This is a genomic window from Mesorhizobium sp., from assembly GCF_017306585.1.
Lineage (GTDB): Bacteria > Pseudomonadota > Alphaproteobacteria > Rhizobiales > Rhizobiaceae > Mesorhizobium.
Map to the genome: position 1 here is coordinate 1 of NZ_JAFKIC010000139.1, position 13,639 is coordinate 13,639.

14 protein-coding genes are annotated in these 13,639 nt (G+C 62.0%); 1 reads left to right on the forward strand and 13 read right to left on the reverse strand.

The window, feature by feature from the left end:
• Positions 1-397 (forward strand): citrate/2-methylcitrate synthase (locus J0I79_RS14415; protein ID WP_292859535.1); only part of this gene is annotated, 397 nt, incomplete at its 5' end.
• A 64-nt stretch (positions 398-461) separates the two neighbouring features.
• Here J0I79_RS14415 and lpxB read toward each other — a convergent pair.
• From lpxB to J0I79_RS14480, 13 genes are all read right to left on the reverse strand, one after another.
• The gene (gene lpxB / locus J0I79_RS14420) at positions 462-1,646 is read right to left on the reverse strand and encodes a lipid-A-disaccharide synthase (RefSeq protein WP_292859538.1); all 1,185 of its coding nucleotides are present in this window, start codon (positions 1,644-1,646) and stop codon (positions 462-464) included.
• The gene (locus tag J0I79_RS14425) at positions 1,639-2,538 is read right to left on the reverse strand and encodes an LpxI family protein (RefSeq protein WP_292859541.1); all 900 of its coding nucleotides are present in this window, start codon (positions 2,536-2,538) and stop codon (positions 1,639-1,641) included. Before J0I79_RS14425 ends, lpxB begins: the two co-directional genes overlap by 8 nt.
• Entirely contained in the window at positions 2,525-3,358 is an 834-nt protein-coding gene (lpxA, locus tag J0I79_RS14430; RefSeq protein ID WP_292859544.1) for an acyl-ACP--UDP-N-acetylglucosamine O-acyltransferase, read from the reverse strand. The genes J0I79_RS14425 and lpxA overlap by 14 nt, the downstream gene beginning before the upstream one ends.
• Positions 3,359-3,371: 13 nt before the next feature.
• Positions 3,372-3,839 (reverse strand): 3-hydroxyacyl-ACP dehydratase FabZ, encoded by a 468-nt coding sequence (gene fabZ / locus J0I79_RS14435; protein WP_292859547.1) that lies wholly within the window; start codon positions 3,837-3,839, stop codon positions 3,372-3,374.
• Positions 3,832-4,887: a UDP-3-O-(3-hydroxymyristoyl)glucosamine N-acyltransferase gene (lpxD, locus tag J0I79_RS14440; protein WP_292859550.1), complete on the reverse strand. Its 1,056-nt coding sequence runs from the start codon at positions 4,885-4,887 to the stop codon at positions 3,832-3,834. Before lpxD ends, fabZ begins: the two co-directional genes overlap by 8 nt.
• A 75-nt stretch (positions 4,888-4,962) precedes the next feature.
• Positions 4,963-7,332 (reverse strand): outer membrane protein assembly factor BamA, encoded by a 2,370-nt coding sequence (bamA, locus tag J0I79_RS14445; protein ID WP_292859553.1) that lies wholly within the window; start codon positions 7,330-7,332, stop codon positions 4,963-4,965.
• Between the two features lie 217 nt (positions 7,333-7,549).
• The gene (gene rseP, locus J0I79_RS14450; RefSeq protein ID WP_292859556.1) at positions 7,550-8,692 is read right to left on the reverse strand and encodes an RIP metalloprotease RseP; all 1,143 of its coding nucleotides are present in this window, start codon (positions 8,690-8,692) and stop codon (positions 7,550-7,552) included.
• Between the two features lie 95 nt (positions 8,693-8,787).
• Positions 8,788-9,603 (reverse strand): phosphatidate cytidylyltransferase, encoded by an 816-nt coding sequence (locus tag J0I79_RS14455; protein ID WP_292859558.1) that lies wholly within the window; start codon positions 9,601-9,603, stop codon positions 8,788-8,790.
• A complete protein-coding gene (locus J0I79_RS14460) occupies positions 9,600-10,334 on the reverse strand; it encodes an isoprenyl transferase (protein ID WP_292859560.1) in 735 nt (244 codons plus the stop codon). Before J0I79_RS14460 ends, J0I79_RS14455 begins: the two co-directional genes overlap by 4 nt.
• 32 nt (positions 10,335-10,366) lie before the next feature.
• On the reverse strand, positions 10,367-10,921 hold the full coding sequence (frr, locus tag J0I79_RS14465) for a ribosome recycling factor (protein WP_292859562.1): 555 nt from the start codon (positions 10,919-10,921) through the stop codon (positions 10,367-10,369).
• A 106-nt stretch (positions 10,922-11,027) separates the two neighbouring features.
• Positions 11,028-11,750, reverse strand: coding sequence for a UMP kinase (pyrH, locus tag J0I79_RS14470; protein ID WP_292859565.1), 723 nt, complete (start codon positions 11,748-11,750; stop codon positions 11,028-11,030).
• A gap of 151 nt (positions 11,751-11,901) precedes the next feature.
• A complete protein-coding gene (locus tag J0I79_RS14475; RefSeq protein ID WP_292859568.1) occupies positions 11,902-13,011 on the reverse strand; it encodes an aldo/keto reductase in 1,110 nt (369 codons plus the stop codon).
• A gap of 36 nt (positions 13,012-13,047) precedes the next feature.
• On the reverse strand, positions 13,048-13,575 hold the full coding sequence (locus tag J0I79_RS14480) for a nuclear transport factor 2 family protein (RefSeq protein WP_292859570.1): 528 nt from the start codon (positions 13,573-13,575) through the stop codon (positions 13,048-13,050).
• Positions 13,576-13,639: the final 64 nt, after the last annotated feature.

The window sequence follows — 13,639 nt, forward strand, 5'->3', positions numbered from 1 at the left end:
GTTCCGCCTGATGGGCTTCGGCCACCGCGTCTACAAGAACTACGATCCTCGTGCGAAAATCATGCAGAAGACGGCGCATGAGGTGCTGGGCGAACTCGGCATCAAGGACGATCCGCTGCTCGACATTGCCATGGAGTTGGAAAAGATCGCGCTGACCGATCCCTACTTCATCGAGAAGAAGCTCTATCCGAATGTCGACTTCTACTCCGGCATCACGCTGAAGGCGCTGGGCTTCCCCACCACCATGTTCACCGTGCTGTTCGCGGTCGCCCGCACCGTCGGCTGGATTGCGCAGTGGAAGGAAATGATCGAGGATCCGCGCCAGAAGATCGGCCGTCCGCGCCAGCTCTACACCGGTGCGCCGGAACGCGACTACGTGCCGATCGCAAAGAGATAGATACTAGGGATTGGGCAGTAGGGGTTAGGCAGTAGCGAATAGGCAATGAGCCCGCTCCTACTGCCTACTGCCTACTGCCTACTGCCTTCCTGATACACCCCATCACCACCTGCGCAGCGATCTCGCCCGAAGGCTTGTCCGTCGCCATGCGCCGCGCGATCTCGGCAAAGCCATCCTTCTGCCAGGCGCGCATGCCGGTGTCGGCGAATAGCGCTTCCAACTGGCGTGCCAGATTGTTCGGCTTGACGTACTCGTTGTAGAATTCCGGGATCAGCGCACGATCCGAGATCAGGTTGGGCAGCAGCGCCGACCAGACGGATACCAGATATGGCGCCACGACCCGCGCGACAGGGTCGAGCCGATAGCAGGACACCATCGGCACGCCGGACAGCGCCAGTTCCAGGGATACTGTTCCCGACGCGATCAGTGCGGCATCGGCCTTGCCGAAAGCCTGCCACTTTCGCTGGGGATCGACGATAATTTCAGGCTTCTCGTCCCACCGGGTTACCGAGGATTTGACGAGATCGGCGACGTGCGGAACCGTCGGCAAAAGCAACCGCAGCCGGTGCCCACGCGCGCGCAGCATCGATACCGTTTCGCCGAACGGCTCGATCAGCCGCCGCACTTCGCCGCGCCGCGAACCCGGCAAGACGAGCAAGGTCTTGACACGATCCGGAGCAAGGTCGCGTGGCAGTTCCTGCGCCTTCGCGGCCGCAAGCACGCCCGCGTCATGCGTCAGGCGGTGGCCGACATAAGTGCCGGGCGGGCCGCCCAGCCGTTCCAGTTCCTTGACCTCGAATGGCAGGATGCAAAGGATATGATCGACATAAGGCTTCATCGCTGCCGCCCTGCCCGGCCGCCACGCCCACACGCTGGGGCAGACATAGTGGACGATCGGGATGGACGGATTGGCAGCCCGCACTTTCCTGGCGACGCGCAAGGAAAAATCCGGGCTGTCGATGGTGATGAGGCAATCTGGCTTTTCGTCTGCGATAGATCTGGCCAATTGGCCGATCCGTTTGATGAGGCGCGGCAGATCGCGCAACACAGCGCTGAAACCCATGAGCGCGATCTCGCCGGCATCGAAAGGCGAAACCAGCCCAAGCCCTTGCAGATGGCGGCCCCCAAGACCGACGAGTTGTACCTCGCGGCCTGTCGATGCCTTCAAAGAACGCACGATGTCGGCGCCGAGCAGATCGCCTGATTCCTCGCCCGCGACGATCGCGATCTTCAGCGCCCTGTCAGCCATGCCGCGTCTCCGATGCCGGCAGGCCGACGATGAATAGGCCGAGTTGATTGGCCCGCGCGATGGTTGCCGGGCCTTCAAGAATCAGAGAGTGGCCGGCCTCGACAGCGATGCCCGCAAGCCCGGCGGCATGCGCGGCTTCGACTGTCTGTGGGCCGATGGACGGGAGATCGGCGCGTAGCTCCTGGCCGGGCTTGGCGCACTTCACCAGCACCCCGCGGCTTTTGCCCGCGAGCCGACCGTGGCCGCGCAGTTCCCGCGTCCTCTCGAGCAACCCTGCCGTGCCCTCGACACCTTCCAGGGCGATCGTCCGTCCGCCTATGGCGATCGCCGCCTGGCCGATGTCGAGCGCCCCGATCGCCTTCGCAGCCTGCCGCGCCGCCTCGATATCGCGCCAGTCCGATTGCTTTGGTTCCGTGGCGGTAAGGGTGCCTTCGCCGGCCGCGAGTTCGGGAACGACCTCATGCGCGCCGATCACCTTGATGCCCCGCTTCTCCAGTCCTCGCGTCACAACCTTCAACAGGCCGTCGTCGCCGCGCGCCAAGGCCATGATCACCGAAGGTATGATCGCCAGCAAGCCAAGGCTAGGCCGGATCCTGGCCAATTGGGGCCTGCGCTTGATCTCGCCGGCCAAAACCAGATGCGTGATCCCGTATCGCTTCAGCGTCGGCACCAGCGAACCGATCTGCTCCAGCGCGAGGCTGTCGTGCTCATAGCGATGCAGGTCCTGCTTGCGATCGGCTTCCCCCTCCATCAGCAGGACGAAAGGAGGGTAGCCGTGAGCGGCCAAGCCATGTGCCACTTCGACCGGAAGACTGCCGCCGCCGGCAATGATGCCAACCCTGGCGCCGGGCGGAAGGTGAAGACCAGCGGCGGCTGTCTCAGCCTTCGTCATCGGTATCGTCGCCATCGCCGCCCTTGAGCGATGGCACCGCATAGTGCCGCTTGCCGCGACTTGAGATGAAATCGACGATCTTCATGGCGGTCGGCGAAGAGGCAAACTCGGCCTTGGCGAATTCGATGTTCTCACCGACGGTGCGGGAGCGGTCGAAAATCGTCCTGTAGGCTTTGCGCAACAGGTAGATTTCGGAACGCGGCAGACCAGCACGCTTGAGGCCGATGATGTTCAGGCCGCGCAAGGAGGCGCGATTGCCAACGGCAATCGCGTAGGGAATGACGTCACCCACAAAAGCCGAGCATCCGCCAAGGAAGGCGTTGTCGCCAACACGCACGAATTGATGAACGGCACTGAGGCCGCCGATATAGACGTTGTCGCCGATCTCGCAATGTCCGCCCAGCGTCGCGCCATTGGCGAAGGTGGCGTTCTTGCCGACAACGCAGTCATGGGCGATGTGGGCATAGGCAAGGAAATTGCCATTGTCGCCGACCGTCGTCTCGCCACGGCTGGTGTCGGTGCCGACATGCATGGTCACGCCTTCGCGGATGGTGCAGTTGGCGCCGATGACCAGCGTCGTGCGTCCACCCTTATGCTTGGTGTTCTGCGGTGGCGCGCCCAGTGTCGCCATCGGATAGACCTTGGTCGACGCCCCGATCGTGGTCGCCCCCATCACCGAGACGTGACTGACCAGTTCCACGCCATCGCCGATCACGGCATCGGCACTGACATGGCAGAACGGCCCTATGCGAACGCCCTCGCCGATTTGAGCGCCTTCTTCCACAACGGAGGAAGGGTGGATGGAAGTCTTGATTTTCATAAGCACTCGATCGTCAGTCGCCGGTGACCATCATGGCTGAAATCTCGGCCTCGGCCGCCCTGGTCCCTTCGACCATGGCTTCGCAGGCGAATTTGAGCAGGTTGCCGCGCATCTTGATTTTCTTGACGTGGATCTTCAACTGGTCGCCGGGCACCACGGGCTTGCGGAATTTGGCGTTGTCGATGGTCAGGAAATAGACCAGCGAGGGCTTCGACGCCCCAAGGCTGCGGATGCAGATGGCGCCTGCCGTCTGCGCCATCGCCTCGACGATCAGCACGCCCGGCATCACCGGCTGCTCCGGGAAATGCCCCTGGAAATGCGGCTCGTTGATGGTGACGTTCTTGATGCCGATAGCGGAATCATTGCCCTCGATGTCGACGATGCGGTCGATCATCAAAAACGGATAGCGATGCGGCAGGAGCTTCATCAGCCCCATTATGTCAACCGCCTCCAGCGTCGTTGCCGCCACCATGTCAGCCATTGTCCTTGCCCTGCTTGCGTGCCCTGGCCATCGTGCGCAACATGGCTATTTCCCGCATGGCCTCCGCCATCGGCTGTGCCGGATAACCACCCCAGATCTCGCCGGCGGGAACGTTGCTCATAAATCCACTTCTGGCCGCAAGCTTGGCCCCAGTGCCGATCGTCAGGTGATCCGCGAGCCCGACACCGCCGCCCATGGTGACATTGTCACCCACGACCACGGAACCGGAGATACCCGAAAGCCCGGCTACAATGCAATTGCGCCCGATACGGACGTTATGGGCGATCTGCACGAGATTGTCGATCTTGGAGCCCTGCCCGATGACCGTATCGGACATCGCACCGCGGTCGACAGTCGAGTTGGAGCCGATTTCGACGTCGTCCTGGATGACCACCCGACCGATCTGCGGAACACGTTCCGGCCCCTTGGCGCCGCCGACAAAGCCGAATCCGTCCTGGCCTATCCTGGCGCCACCATGGATGATGACCCGATTGCCGATCAGCGCATACTGGATGCTTGCGCCCGGGCCGATATAGCCGTCGCGGCCGATCTGGCACAGTTGTCCAATGACCGCGTTGGGCGCGATGACGGTGCCGCGGCCGATCGAGACGCCGGGTCCAACGACAGCGCCCGCCTCAATGATGGCACCGGCTTCGACATGGGCGGTCGGATCGACATGGGCGTGCGGTGAAACACCGGTCTCGCCGGTCATCGGCCCCGGCGTAGCGGCTGTGGGGAACAGCAATCGGCCGACCAGCGCGAATGCCTGCTGCGGACGCGGATGTACCAGGACCGCTATGCCATCAGGCGCCTTGTTGGCAAACTCGGCCGGGCACAGCACCGCAGCCGCCCGCAACGACGGCATGAGCGCGGAATTGCGCCTGCCGTCGACGAAGACGAGCGCATTGGCGCCACCTTCACTGGCTGGCGCGAGCGCTTCGATGGAAACGTCGGATTGGCCGGAATCGACGAGCGTGGAGCCGGTCAGATTCGCGACTTCGGCCGCCGTATACCGGCGTGATGGCGCGAAGAACACCGGTTCGGTCATTCCAGAAGCTATATCCAGCTAGGTCGGAACATTTCTCCCGGATCACGAGAACCCGGGAGCATCGTTGGCCGCCGATCAGAAGCGGGTCGATATGCCGAAGTTGAATTCCTGCACGTCGTCGCCTGCCTGCTTCTTGACCGGGATCGCATAGTCGATACGGATCGGGCCGAACGGCGAAGCCCACATCAAGCCAAGACCCACCGATGCGCGCAATTGCATATCAGTGGATGCCTGCACGAAGGATGTTTTGATGGCGCTACCATACAGGGTGGCAGCATCCGCAAACACGGCCCCACGCAGGCCAAAGCTCTCAGGGACAACTGGCAACGGGAATTGAGCCTCCGCAGAAGCATTAAAATAGGTCGTACCGCCGAGATGGTCTCCCGTACTTGGGTCCACCGGGCCGATGCCGTTGTAGGCAAAGCCTCGGATCATTCGGTCCGAGCTCTGGAACTGATCGAAGATGCGCAGGCCATCATTGCCATAACCCTCGACATGACCAGCGCCACCCGAAATCAGGCCGACAAGGTCAAGCGATTCGGACAGTGTCTGATACACGCTGCCGCGTGCCGTGAGCTTCACGAACTTGGCGTCGCCACCAAGGCCGGCGACTTCCACGCTCGTGTTGGCATAGATACCCTCATGCGGGTTCTTCATGTCATCGATCGTGTTATAGACCAGCCCAAGGCTGACGGACGATTTGATCCACGGGCTCTGATCTATGCCGTTCAGAATTGCTGTAGAGATATTGCAAGGGCTACCGGGAATATAGGCGCCATTGGTCAAGCAGCTATCGTCGACCTTATACTTTTCTTGCGAGATGTTGTACGCAAGCTGGGTCGTGATGCTGTTGGTGATCGGCAGCCCGAAGCGGACGGTCGCGCCAGTCGTGTCGCTGTCGTAGTTGTTGTTGTATTCCCGCGTCGACTTGAAGATGTCGAAGCCGGCGGAAATGCGCCGTCCGAGGAAGTACGGCTCGGTGAACGACAGGCTGTAGTCGCGCGAATTCTTGCCGCCGCCCGCTGACAGCTTGATGAACTGGCCGCGGCCGAGGAAGTTTCGCTCGGTGATCGATCCTTCAACGGTCGGACCTGCCGCATCGCCACCGGTCGAATAGCCGGCGCCGATCGAGAACTCACCGGTCGACTTCTCGACAACCGTGACCACGAGAACGACCTGGTCTGGCTGCGAGCCGGGCACTGTCGAGATATCGACCGACGTAAAGTAATCAAGGTTCTCCAGGCGCTTTTTCGCGCGCTGGATGAGCACCTGATTGAAGGCATCACCTTCGCTGACATCGAACTCGCGGCGAATGACATAGTCGCGCGTACGATCATTACCGCGAATTTCGATGCGCTCGATATAGGCCTTGGTGCCTTGGTCGACCGTATAGACAACCGAAATCGTGTGGTTTTCGAAGTTGCGGTCGCCGCGCGGCGTCACCTGGGCGAACGCATAGCCGGAACCGGCAACCTTTTCGGTCAGCGCGATGATCGAATCTTCAACGTTCTTGGCGTTGTAGACGTCGCCCTTGCGGGTTTCGACCACCGATTCCAGCGCTTTCGAATCCACTTCCGGAATGGTGCTCTCGACGCTGATGTCGCCGAAATTGTAGCGCTCACCTTCCTGGACGGTGATGGTGACGGTGTACTTGTTCGTCGCATTGTCGAGCTCGCCGACAGCGGACACAACCTGGAAATCAGCATAGCCGTGATTGTAGTAGAAGCGGCGCAGCAGTTCCTGGTCAGCGCGCAGCTTGTCATCGTCATAGACGTCATCACGCAGGATGAACGAAAGCCACGACGAGCGCTTGGTGTTGATCACATCCGACAAGCGGCGGCTCGAATAGGCACTGTTGCCGACGAAATTGATGGCGGCGATCTGCGTGCGGTCACCTTCGGTGATCTTGAACAGCACATTCACGCGGTTGTCGCCGAGGTCCATGACCTGCGTGGTCACTCCGGCATCATCACGGCCAATGCGGCGGTAGGCGGCCTTGATCGCCTCGACGTCCGAATCGAGCGTCGCCTGCGAGAACGTACCGCGCGGCTTCAGCTGAACCGCGATCTGGAGCGCATTGTCCTTGAGCTTCTTGTTGCCCTGGAACAACACCTGGTTGACGACCTTGTATTCGGAAACCTTGACCACCAGGGTCGAGCCGACCTGGTTGATCTGGACATCCGAGAACAGCCCGGTGCCGAACAGCGCCTTGACCGCGGCGTCGATGTCGGAGCTGGAGAAAGCCTTGCCGGGCTTGATGGTGATGTAGTTGCGGATGGTTTCAGCGTCGACGCGCTGATTGCCAGTCACTTCCACCCTGCTGACGACAGCGGCCTCGGCCGCCGATGTGGCAACGAACTGCACTGCGAGCGCACCTGGTACGACCAGAGCGGCGGACAGTGCCGCCGCTGACGCGGCGCTCAGAAACTTGGATGCTGCCTTCATCGGGCTTAATAACCTTTTCTCGTAGTCCCCACGGCGAGAAAACCGGACGTGCGGTCGTTTCCCCTACCGTATTAACCGGATTTTCCCTACACGCAAGGCTTCTGGTTAATTTGTATTTACTTAACCCTGTTGCGTGGCTTTCGCGTCACTCATATCCCCGTGCATGGTAAACGGCGTCTCAACATCGACCATGCCAAAGCCAAATTCCTTCATGATTTCAGCACCCAAACAGATCGTTCCAGAACACAAAACCCATGAAGCACAGCACCAGGAGCAGACCGGCCCGATAGGCCATTTCCATCATCCGTTCCGACACCGGCCGGCGAATGACGGCCTCCACCCCGTAGAACAAGAGATGGCCGCCGTCGAGGGGGGGAATCGGCAAAAGGTTTAGAATACCTATGCCGACCGACAGCAGCGCGACGAGCTGCACCAGCCATTCGAAGCCGAGCTTCGCCGCCTTGCCTGCCATGTCGGCGATCTTGACGGGACCGCCCAGTTGGCACTTGTCCTCTCGGCCGACGACGAAACGCTGCAGGAACTGGCCGGTGCGCTCGATGACATGGCCTGTTTCCTCGACAGCCGCCGCGACGGCGCCGACCGGCGTGTAGGTGATGAGCCGGGGCTGGCCGAGCTCCTTGTTGTTGACGACGCCGATCACCGCGACCTTGACCTTGTTGCCGAGCGCGTCCTCCTGCTCCATCAACTGCGGCGTCGCGGTCACGGTGACTTCCTTGCCGTTGCGCAGCATGACGAAGGTAATGATGTCGCCGGCACGCCCCGAAACCAGCCGCTGCACATCGCCGAAGGTTTCCACCTTGCTGCCGTCGACGCTGACGAATCGGTCGCCGGGCAGGATGCCGGCTTTGGCCGCCGGGCTGTCGGCGGTAACTTCGGCTACCATCGGCTCCGCGACATAACGCCCGTAGGCGGCGAACAGCACGGCAAAGACCACGATCGTCAGCAGAAAATTGAACAGCGGCCCGGCCGCCACCGTGGCCGCGCGTTTCCAGATCGCCTGGGTGTGGAAAGCAACCTTGCGTTCGTCGTCGGTCAGCGTTTCCAGCTCTTCCGAGGTCGGCTGACTGGAGGTGGCGTTCATGTCGCCGACAAATTTGACATAGCCGCCGAGCGGTATGGCGCAAAGTTTCCAGCGCGTGCCGTGCCTGTCGTTGAAGCCGACAAGTTCGGGGCCGAAACCGATCGAGAAGGCCCTGACGCCGATGCCGCACCAGCGGCCGACGAGGTAGTGGCCCATTTCGTGGACGAACACCACCACGGTCAACACAAAGAGGAACGGCACGAGCGTGCCGAGAAAGAACCCTTCGGTGCTGAAAATCGCGTGAAGAATCTCGTTCAACTCAGGCCCTCAAATTCTTCCGCGGTCGCGCCGTGACTGTGACATCAATCCAGGCGAATCCAAGGCACGTCCGCCAGATCGTGGAAAGACACCGTTCAAATGGGAAACAGCCCCCGTGCCGGATGATCGGCGCCCGCCGAAATCCAGCCGATCACGTATAGGGCAAGTGCTGCCGCGACAAGCCCGTCGACACGGTCCATGACGCCGCCATGGCCAGGGATAAGCACGCCCGAATCCTTGCAGCCATGTCGCCGCTTGACCCAGGATTCGAACAGATCGCCAGCCTGGGCGACAATTGAAAGCACGAGCGCCACAAGCCCGAGCAACGGCAGGTTGCCGGCTCCGGCGATGGCGGCCAGGGCAAGCCCGGCGACAACACCTCCGGCCGCGCCGCCGAGCGCGCCGCTGCGCGTCTTGCCGGGGGAAATCGACGGCGCCAGTTTGGGACCGCCAACGGCACGCCCGACGAAATAGGCGAAAATGTCCGTCGCCCACACAACAGCGAACAGGAACAGGATGGCGACAAGGCCCGAATGGTCACCGTCGCGCAGCAGGGCAAGCGACAGGCCGGACACACAGGCATAGGCAAGACCACCCGCGTCCCACTGGCCCGCCCCGCGAACCCTTGCCGCGACCGCTGTCAGCGCAACCAGAATCACGACGAGCGACAGCAACCAGAATGCGGGAAGCCCGGCGATCAAGGCGGCGATGAAGGCGACCGCCGCCGCTTCCGGCAGGAAGCCGAGCCCATTGGTCGCGGCGGACCGTGACATGCGCGTCCACTCGTAGAAGATCATTGCCGCCATGGCCGCGCACAGCAATCGGAAAGGCAGACCGCCAAGCCACGTCAGGCCAAGGGCGACGATGGCCAGCACGATCGCCGAAATGACGCGGAGCTGAAGGTTGCTCATCCCGCTGCGGGCCGGGAGGCAACGTCTTGCGGGCCCAGGCCACCGAAACGGCGCTCGCGGCCGGAAAACTCGCGCAAGGCCTCCGCCAGGTGCTCCCGGCTGAAGTCCGGCCAGTAGCATGGCAGGAAGACAAGCTCGCTGTAGGCGGCCTGCCACAAGAGGAAGTTGGACAGGCGAAGCTCACCGCTGGTGCGTATGACGAGTTCGGGATCCGGGATGCCTTGCGTGTCGAGAGCGCCGGCAAAGCTTTCGGCCGATATCGACTCGCTGTCCATTTCGCCCCGAGCCACGGCTTCGGCCAGTTTGCGAGCCGTGCGCACGATTTCATCGCGCCCGCCATAGTTGAAGGCGATAACCAGCGTCAGCGACGTGTTGTGCATCGTCAGCGATTCGGCCTCGTCGAGCAGTCCCCTGATGTCGGCCTGCAGCCCTGCCCTGTCGCCAATGATCTTGACGCGAACCCCGCTCTGGTGCAGTTCGGCCAGATCGCGGCGGATAAACAGTTTCAACAAGCCCATCAGGTCGCTGACCTCGGACTTGGGCCGCGACCAGTTCTCCGAGGAGAAAGCGTAGACGGTCAGGAAGGAGATGCCGAGATCAGGGGCGGCGCGCACCGTCTTGCGCAACGCCTCCACCCCGGCGCGATGACCCGCGAGCCTCGGCATGCCGCGCGCCTTGGCCCAGCGTCCATTGCCATCCATGATGATCGCGACATGCGCGGGCGTTGCCATGGTCTCGCTTTCGGGTCAGCGGAAGGCCAACCCTAAACCTGCATGATTTCAGCTTCCTTGTCGGAAAGCAGATGGTCAATGGTGCTGATGGTTTCGTCGGTGAGCTTCTGCACCTGATCGGAGCGCTTGCGCTGGTCGTCCTCGCTGATGGTGCCGTCCTTTTCCGCCTTCTTCAGGAAGTCCATGCCGTCGCGGCGCACATGGCGCGCGGCGACGCGGGCGTTCTCGGCGTAGCCATGCGAGATCTTGACCAGTTCCTTACGGCGCTGCTCGTTGAGCTCGGGCAGCGGGATCCTGAGATTGGTGCCGTCGACGATGGGGTTGAAGCCCAGATTGGACTCGCGGATGGCGCGATCGACGGCGCTGACCATCGACTTGTCCCAGATCGACACCGAGATCATGCGCGGCTCGGGCACCGTAACGTTGGCCACCTGGTTGATCGGCATGGTGGTGCCATAGGCCTGCACCTGGATCGCGTCGAGCAGGTTGCTGGAGGCACGGCCGGTCCGCAACGAAGCCAGATCATGTTTGAACGCGGCGATCGCCCCATCCATGCGCCGCTTCAGATCGTCGTACTCACCACTCATCTTAGTCTCCTCGACCCGTCTGACGCGGGTTCATGCCTCGGGGCAAATACCCCTTGTTCGAGCCTGATTTCAAAAACCCGGTTTCCTTCCCGGATCAGGCTCCAGATCAATCGTCCGCGACGACCGTGCAACGGCCGCCGCCCCTCAGAATATCGCCGAAACCACCCTTTTCGTGGATCGAATAGACGATTATCGGAATGTTGTTTTCGCGCGCAAGTGCAATTGCGGCCGTATCCATGATGGAAAGGCCGCGTTTTATGACTTCGGCATGGCTGATGCGCTCGAAACGCGTCGCGTTCGGGTCCTTTTTCGGGTCGGCCGAGTAGACGCCGTCGACCTGCGTACCCTTGAACAGCGCATCCGCGCCGATTTCGGCCGCACGGAGTGCCGCCGCCGAATCAGTGGTAAAGAAGGGATTACCGGTGCCGCCGGCAAAGAAGACCACCTTGCCCTGGTTCATGTAGGCGGTAGCCTGGCGCTGCGAAAAGCTTTCGCAAAGCTCGGGCATGGCGATGGCGGACAGCACGACGGCGTCGACGCCGATCTTGTTGAGCGACGTCCGCAGCGCCAGCGAATTGATGACCGTGGCAAGCATGCCCATGTGGTCGCCTGTGACGCGGTCTCCCCCCTTGGAGGCGACGGCCACGCCGCGGAAGATATTACCGCCGCCGATGACGACACCCACCTCGATGCCCATCTCGCGGGCCTCCGCGATGTCAGCCGCGATGCGGTCGACGACGGAAACGTCGATGCCGAAATGCTGTTCGCCCATCAACGCCTCGCCAGAAGCTTTCAGCAGGACACGTCGGTAGAGGGGCTTTACCGTCATCTGGTTCCTCGAAAATCGCGGCGCGGCAAATTCTGAAGGCGGAAAGGCCCTCTGTTCGCCCCGGCGGTGCTGTCATGACGGGTTGACCGGATACACGAAGGGCGCAGCGATGTCACGCCGCGCCCCTGTGCAAAATTCCAGGCTTTTGCGATCAGTTACTGCTGATGGCGACGGCGTCGCCCTCGACAACAACCGGCAGCGAATAGCCGAGCGGTTTGTCGCCGGTGACGACACCGCCGGCGACCCGAACCTGAATCTCGGGACCGAAATAGGAATGCGGGAAAGGCGCCGGCGTGCTGCTCACCTCATCCAGCCGCCGGCGCAGCGCGGCGGGAATGGAGAAATCGAGTGCCGCGAGATTATCCTCGACCTGGGAAAGTTTCGTCGCCCCTAGAATGACCGACGCGATCCCTGGCTGTGTCGCGACCCAGTTGACCGCGACCTGGGCCATGCTGCGGCCGAGTTCGGCAGCCACCTTGTCCAGTTCCGCGACGATCGCCCAGTTGCGCTCGCTGAACTTCCGGAATCCCGGGTGGGTGGTGTTACGGAAACCATCGAGCCTGCCGGCGTTGCCATCCGGCGTCGCCCTGTATTTGCCGCTGAGCAAGCCGCTGGCCAGCGGGCTCCAGACCATGATCCCGGCGCCGTGACGCGTCCCGAATGGAACGAACTCATGCTCGATGGCGCGTTCGGCCAGGGAGTATTCGAGCTGCAGCGCCGAAACCGGCTCATAGCCGCGCAATTCGGCGATGGCCTGGGCGCGGCCGGCGTACCAGGCAGGCACGTCGGACAGGCCGACATGACGTATCTTGCCGGTCCGCACCAGATCATCCAGCGTGCGAAGGACCTCCTCGGCCGGTGTCAGCCTGTCCCAGACATGCATGAGGTAGAGGTCGATGTAATCGGTCCCGAGCCGTTTCAGGGAAGCATCCACGGCGCGCATGATGTTCTTGCGGCCGTTGCCGCCGGCATTAGGGTTCCCGGGATGCGAATTCATGGTGAACTTCGTGGCGATGACCGCCTTGTCGCGCAAACCCCGTTCGGCAACGAATTCACCCAGCCAGGCCTCCGCCGTACCGTTGGTATAAAGGTCGGCCGTGTCGAAGAAATTGCCGCCGGCCTCGACATAGGCGTCGAATATCGAGCGGGCGGTTTCCCTATCCGCGCCCCAGCCCCATTCGGTACCGAAGGTCATGGTGCCAAGCGCCAGCCGGCTGACGCGCAGGCCGCTGTTGCCGAGTGTGTAGTAGTTCATCGTCATTGTCTTTTCCGATCGCTGCTCGATTGACGCTGACAATCACTGGCCGGGAGTCGTCTTGACCCAAGGGTTGCCGCGCTCATGCGTCTTGCGGAACGTAAAACCGTCGACCTTCCAGCCGCCGGCCGAGCGCGTCAGGTGGTGTTCATAGGTGCCCCAGACCTCCCAGAGCTGATCGCCATTGCCTTCCATCCTGTTCCAGGCATAGCCATTGGAACGGACGGTGGCGGCATCGGCATCAAGCACCACCTGATGGTTGGTGCGCAGATGCAAGCTGGTCTTGCTGCCCTTGAGGTTGCCGGCCCAGGCGCCGATCAGATCGTCTGAAGGAATGGTGGCGGCGGGCTGTCCTGAAAGGCTGCTGAAATCAGCTGTGACCTTGTCCGCGAAGTAGCTGCGGGCAAGTTTCCAGTCCTGTGTGTCGACTGCGCGATCGATGGCGTCGGCGATGCGGATCACGGACCTCTCGTCGGCCAATGCGCGCCAGTCGGATGGTTCGGCCCCGCCGGCATCGATCGGCGCCAGCACCAGGCCTGCTGCAAATGTCTCATGTTTCAAGGCGCTCATGTCTCTATCTCCTCAGTGAACCGGCTCGACGCCGCTTGTTGAGGAAGTATGGCCCGGAGAACGT

What these genes read in the sequence shown, in the direction of transcription:
- lpxB (WP_292859538.1), bottom strand. Translation starts at nt 1,646, where the DNA reads ATGGCTGACAGGGCGCTGAAGATCGCGATCGTCGCGGGCGAGGAATCA.
- J0I79_RS14425 (WP_292859541.1), bottom strand. Translation starts at nt 2,538, where the DNA reads ATGACGAAGGCTGAGACAGCCGCCGCTGGTCTTCACCTTCCGCCCGGC.
- lpxA (WP_292859544.1), bottom strand. Translation starts at nt 3,358, where the DNA reads ATGAAAATCAAGACTTCCATCCACCCTTCCTCCGTTGTGGAAGAAGGC.
- fabZ (WP_292859547.1), bottom strand. Translation starts at nt 3,839, where the DNA reads ATGGCTGACATGGTGGCGGCAACGACGCTGGAGGCGGTTGACATAATG.
- lpxD (WP_292859550.1), bottom strand. Translation starts at nt 4,887, where the DNA reads ATGACCGAACCGGTGTTCTTCGCGCCATCACGCCGGTATACGGCGGCC.
- bamA (WP_292859553.1), bottom strand. Translation starts at nt 7,332, where the DNA reads ATGAAGGCAGCATCCAAGTTTCTGAGCGCCGCGTCAGCGGCGGCACTG.
- J0I79_RS14455 (WP_292859558.1), bottom strand. Translation starts at nt 9,603, where the DNA reads ATGAGCAACCTTCAGCTCCGCGTCATTTCGGCGATCGTGCTGGCCATC.
- J0I79_RS14460 (WP_292859560.1), bottom strand. Translation starts at nt 10,334, where the DNA reads ATGGCAACGCCCGCGCATGTCGCGATCATCATGGATGGCAATGGACGC.
- frr (WP_292859562.1), bottom strand. Translation starts at nt 10,921, where the DNA reads ATGAGTGGTGAGTACGACGATCTGAAGCGGCGCATGGATGGGGCGATC.
- pyrH (WP_292859565.1), bottom strand. Translation starts at nt 11,750, where the DNA reads ATGACGGTAAAGCCCCTCTACCGACGTGTCCTGCTGAAAGCTTCTGGC.
- J0I79_RS14475 (WP_292859568.1), bottom strand. Translation starts at nt 13,011, where the DNA reads ATGACGATGAACTACTACACACTCGGCAACAGCGGCCTGCGCGTCAGC.
- J0I79_RS14480 (WP_292859570.1), bottom strand. Translation starts at nt 13,575, where the DNA reads ATGAGCGCCTTGAAACATGAGACATTTGCAGCAGGCCTGGTGCTGGCG.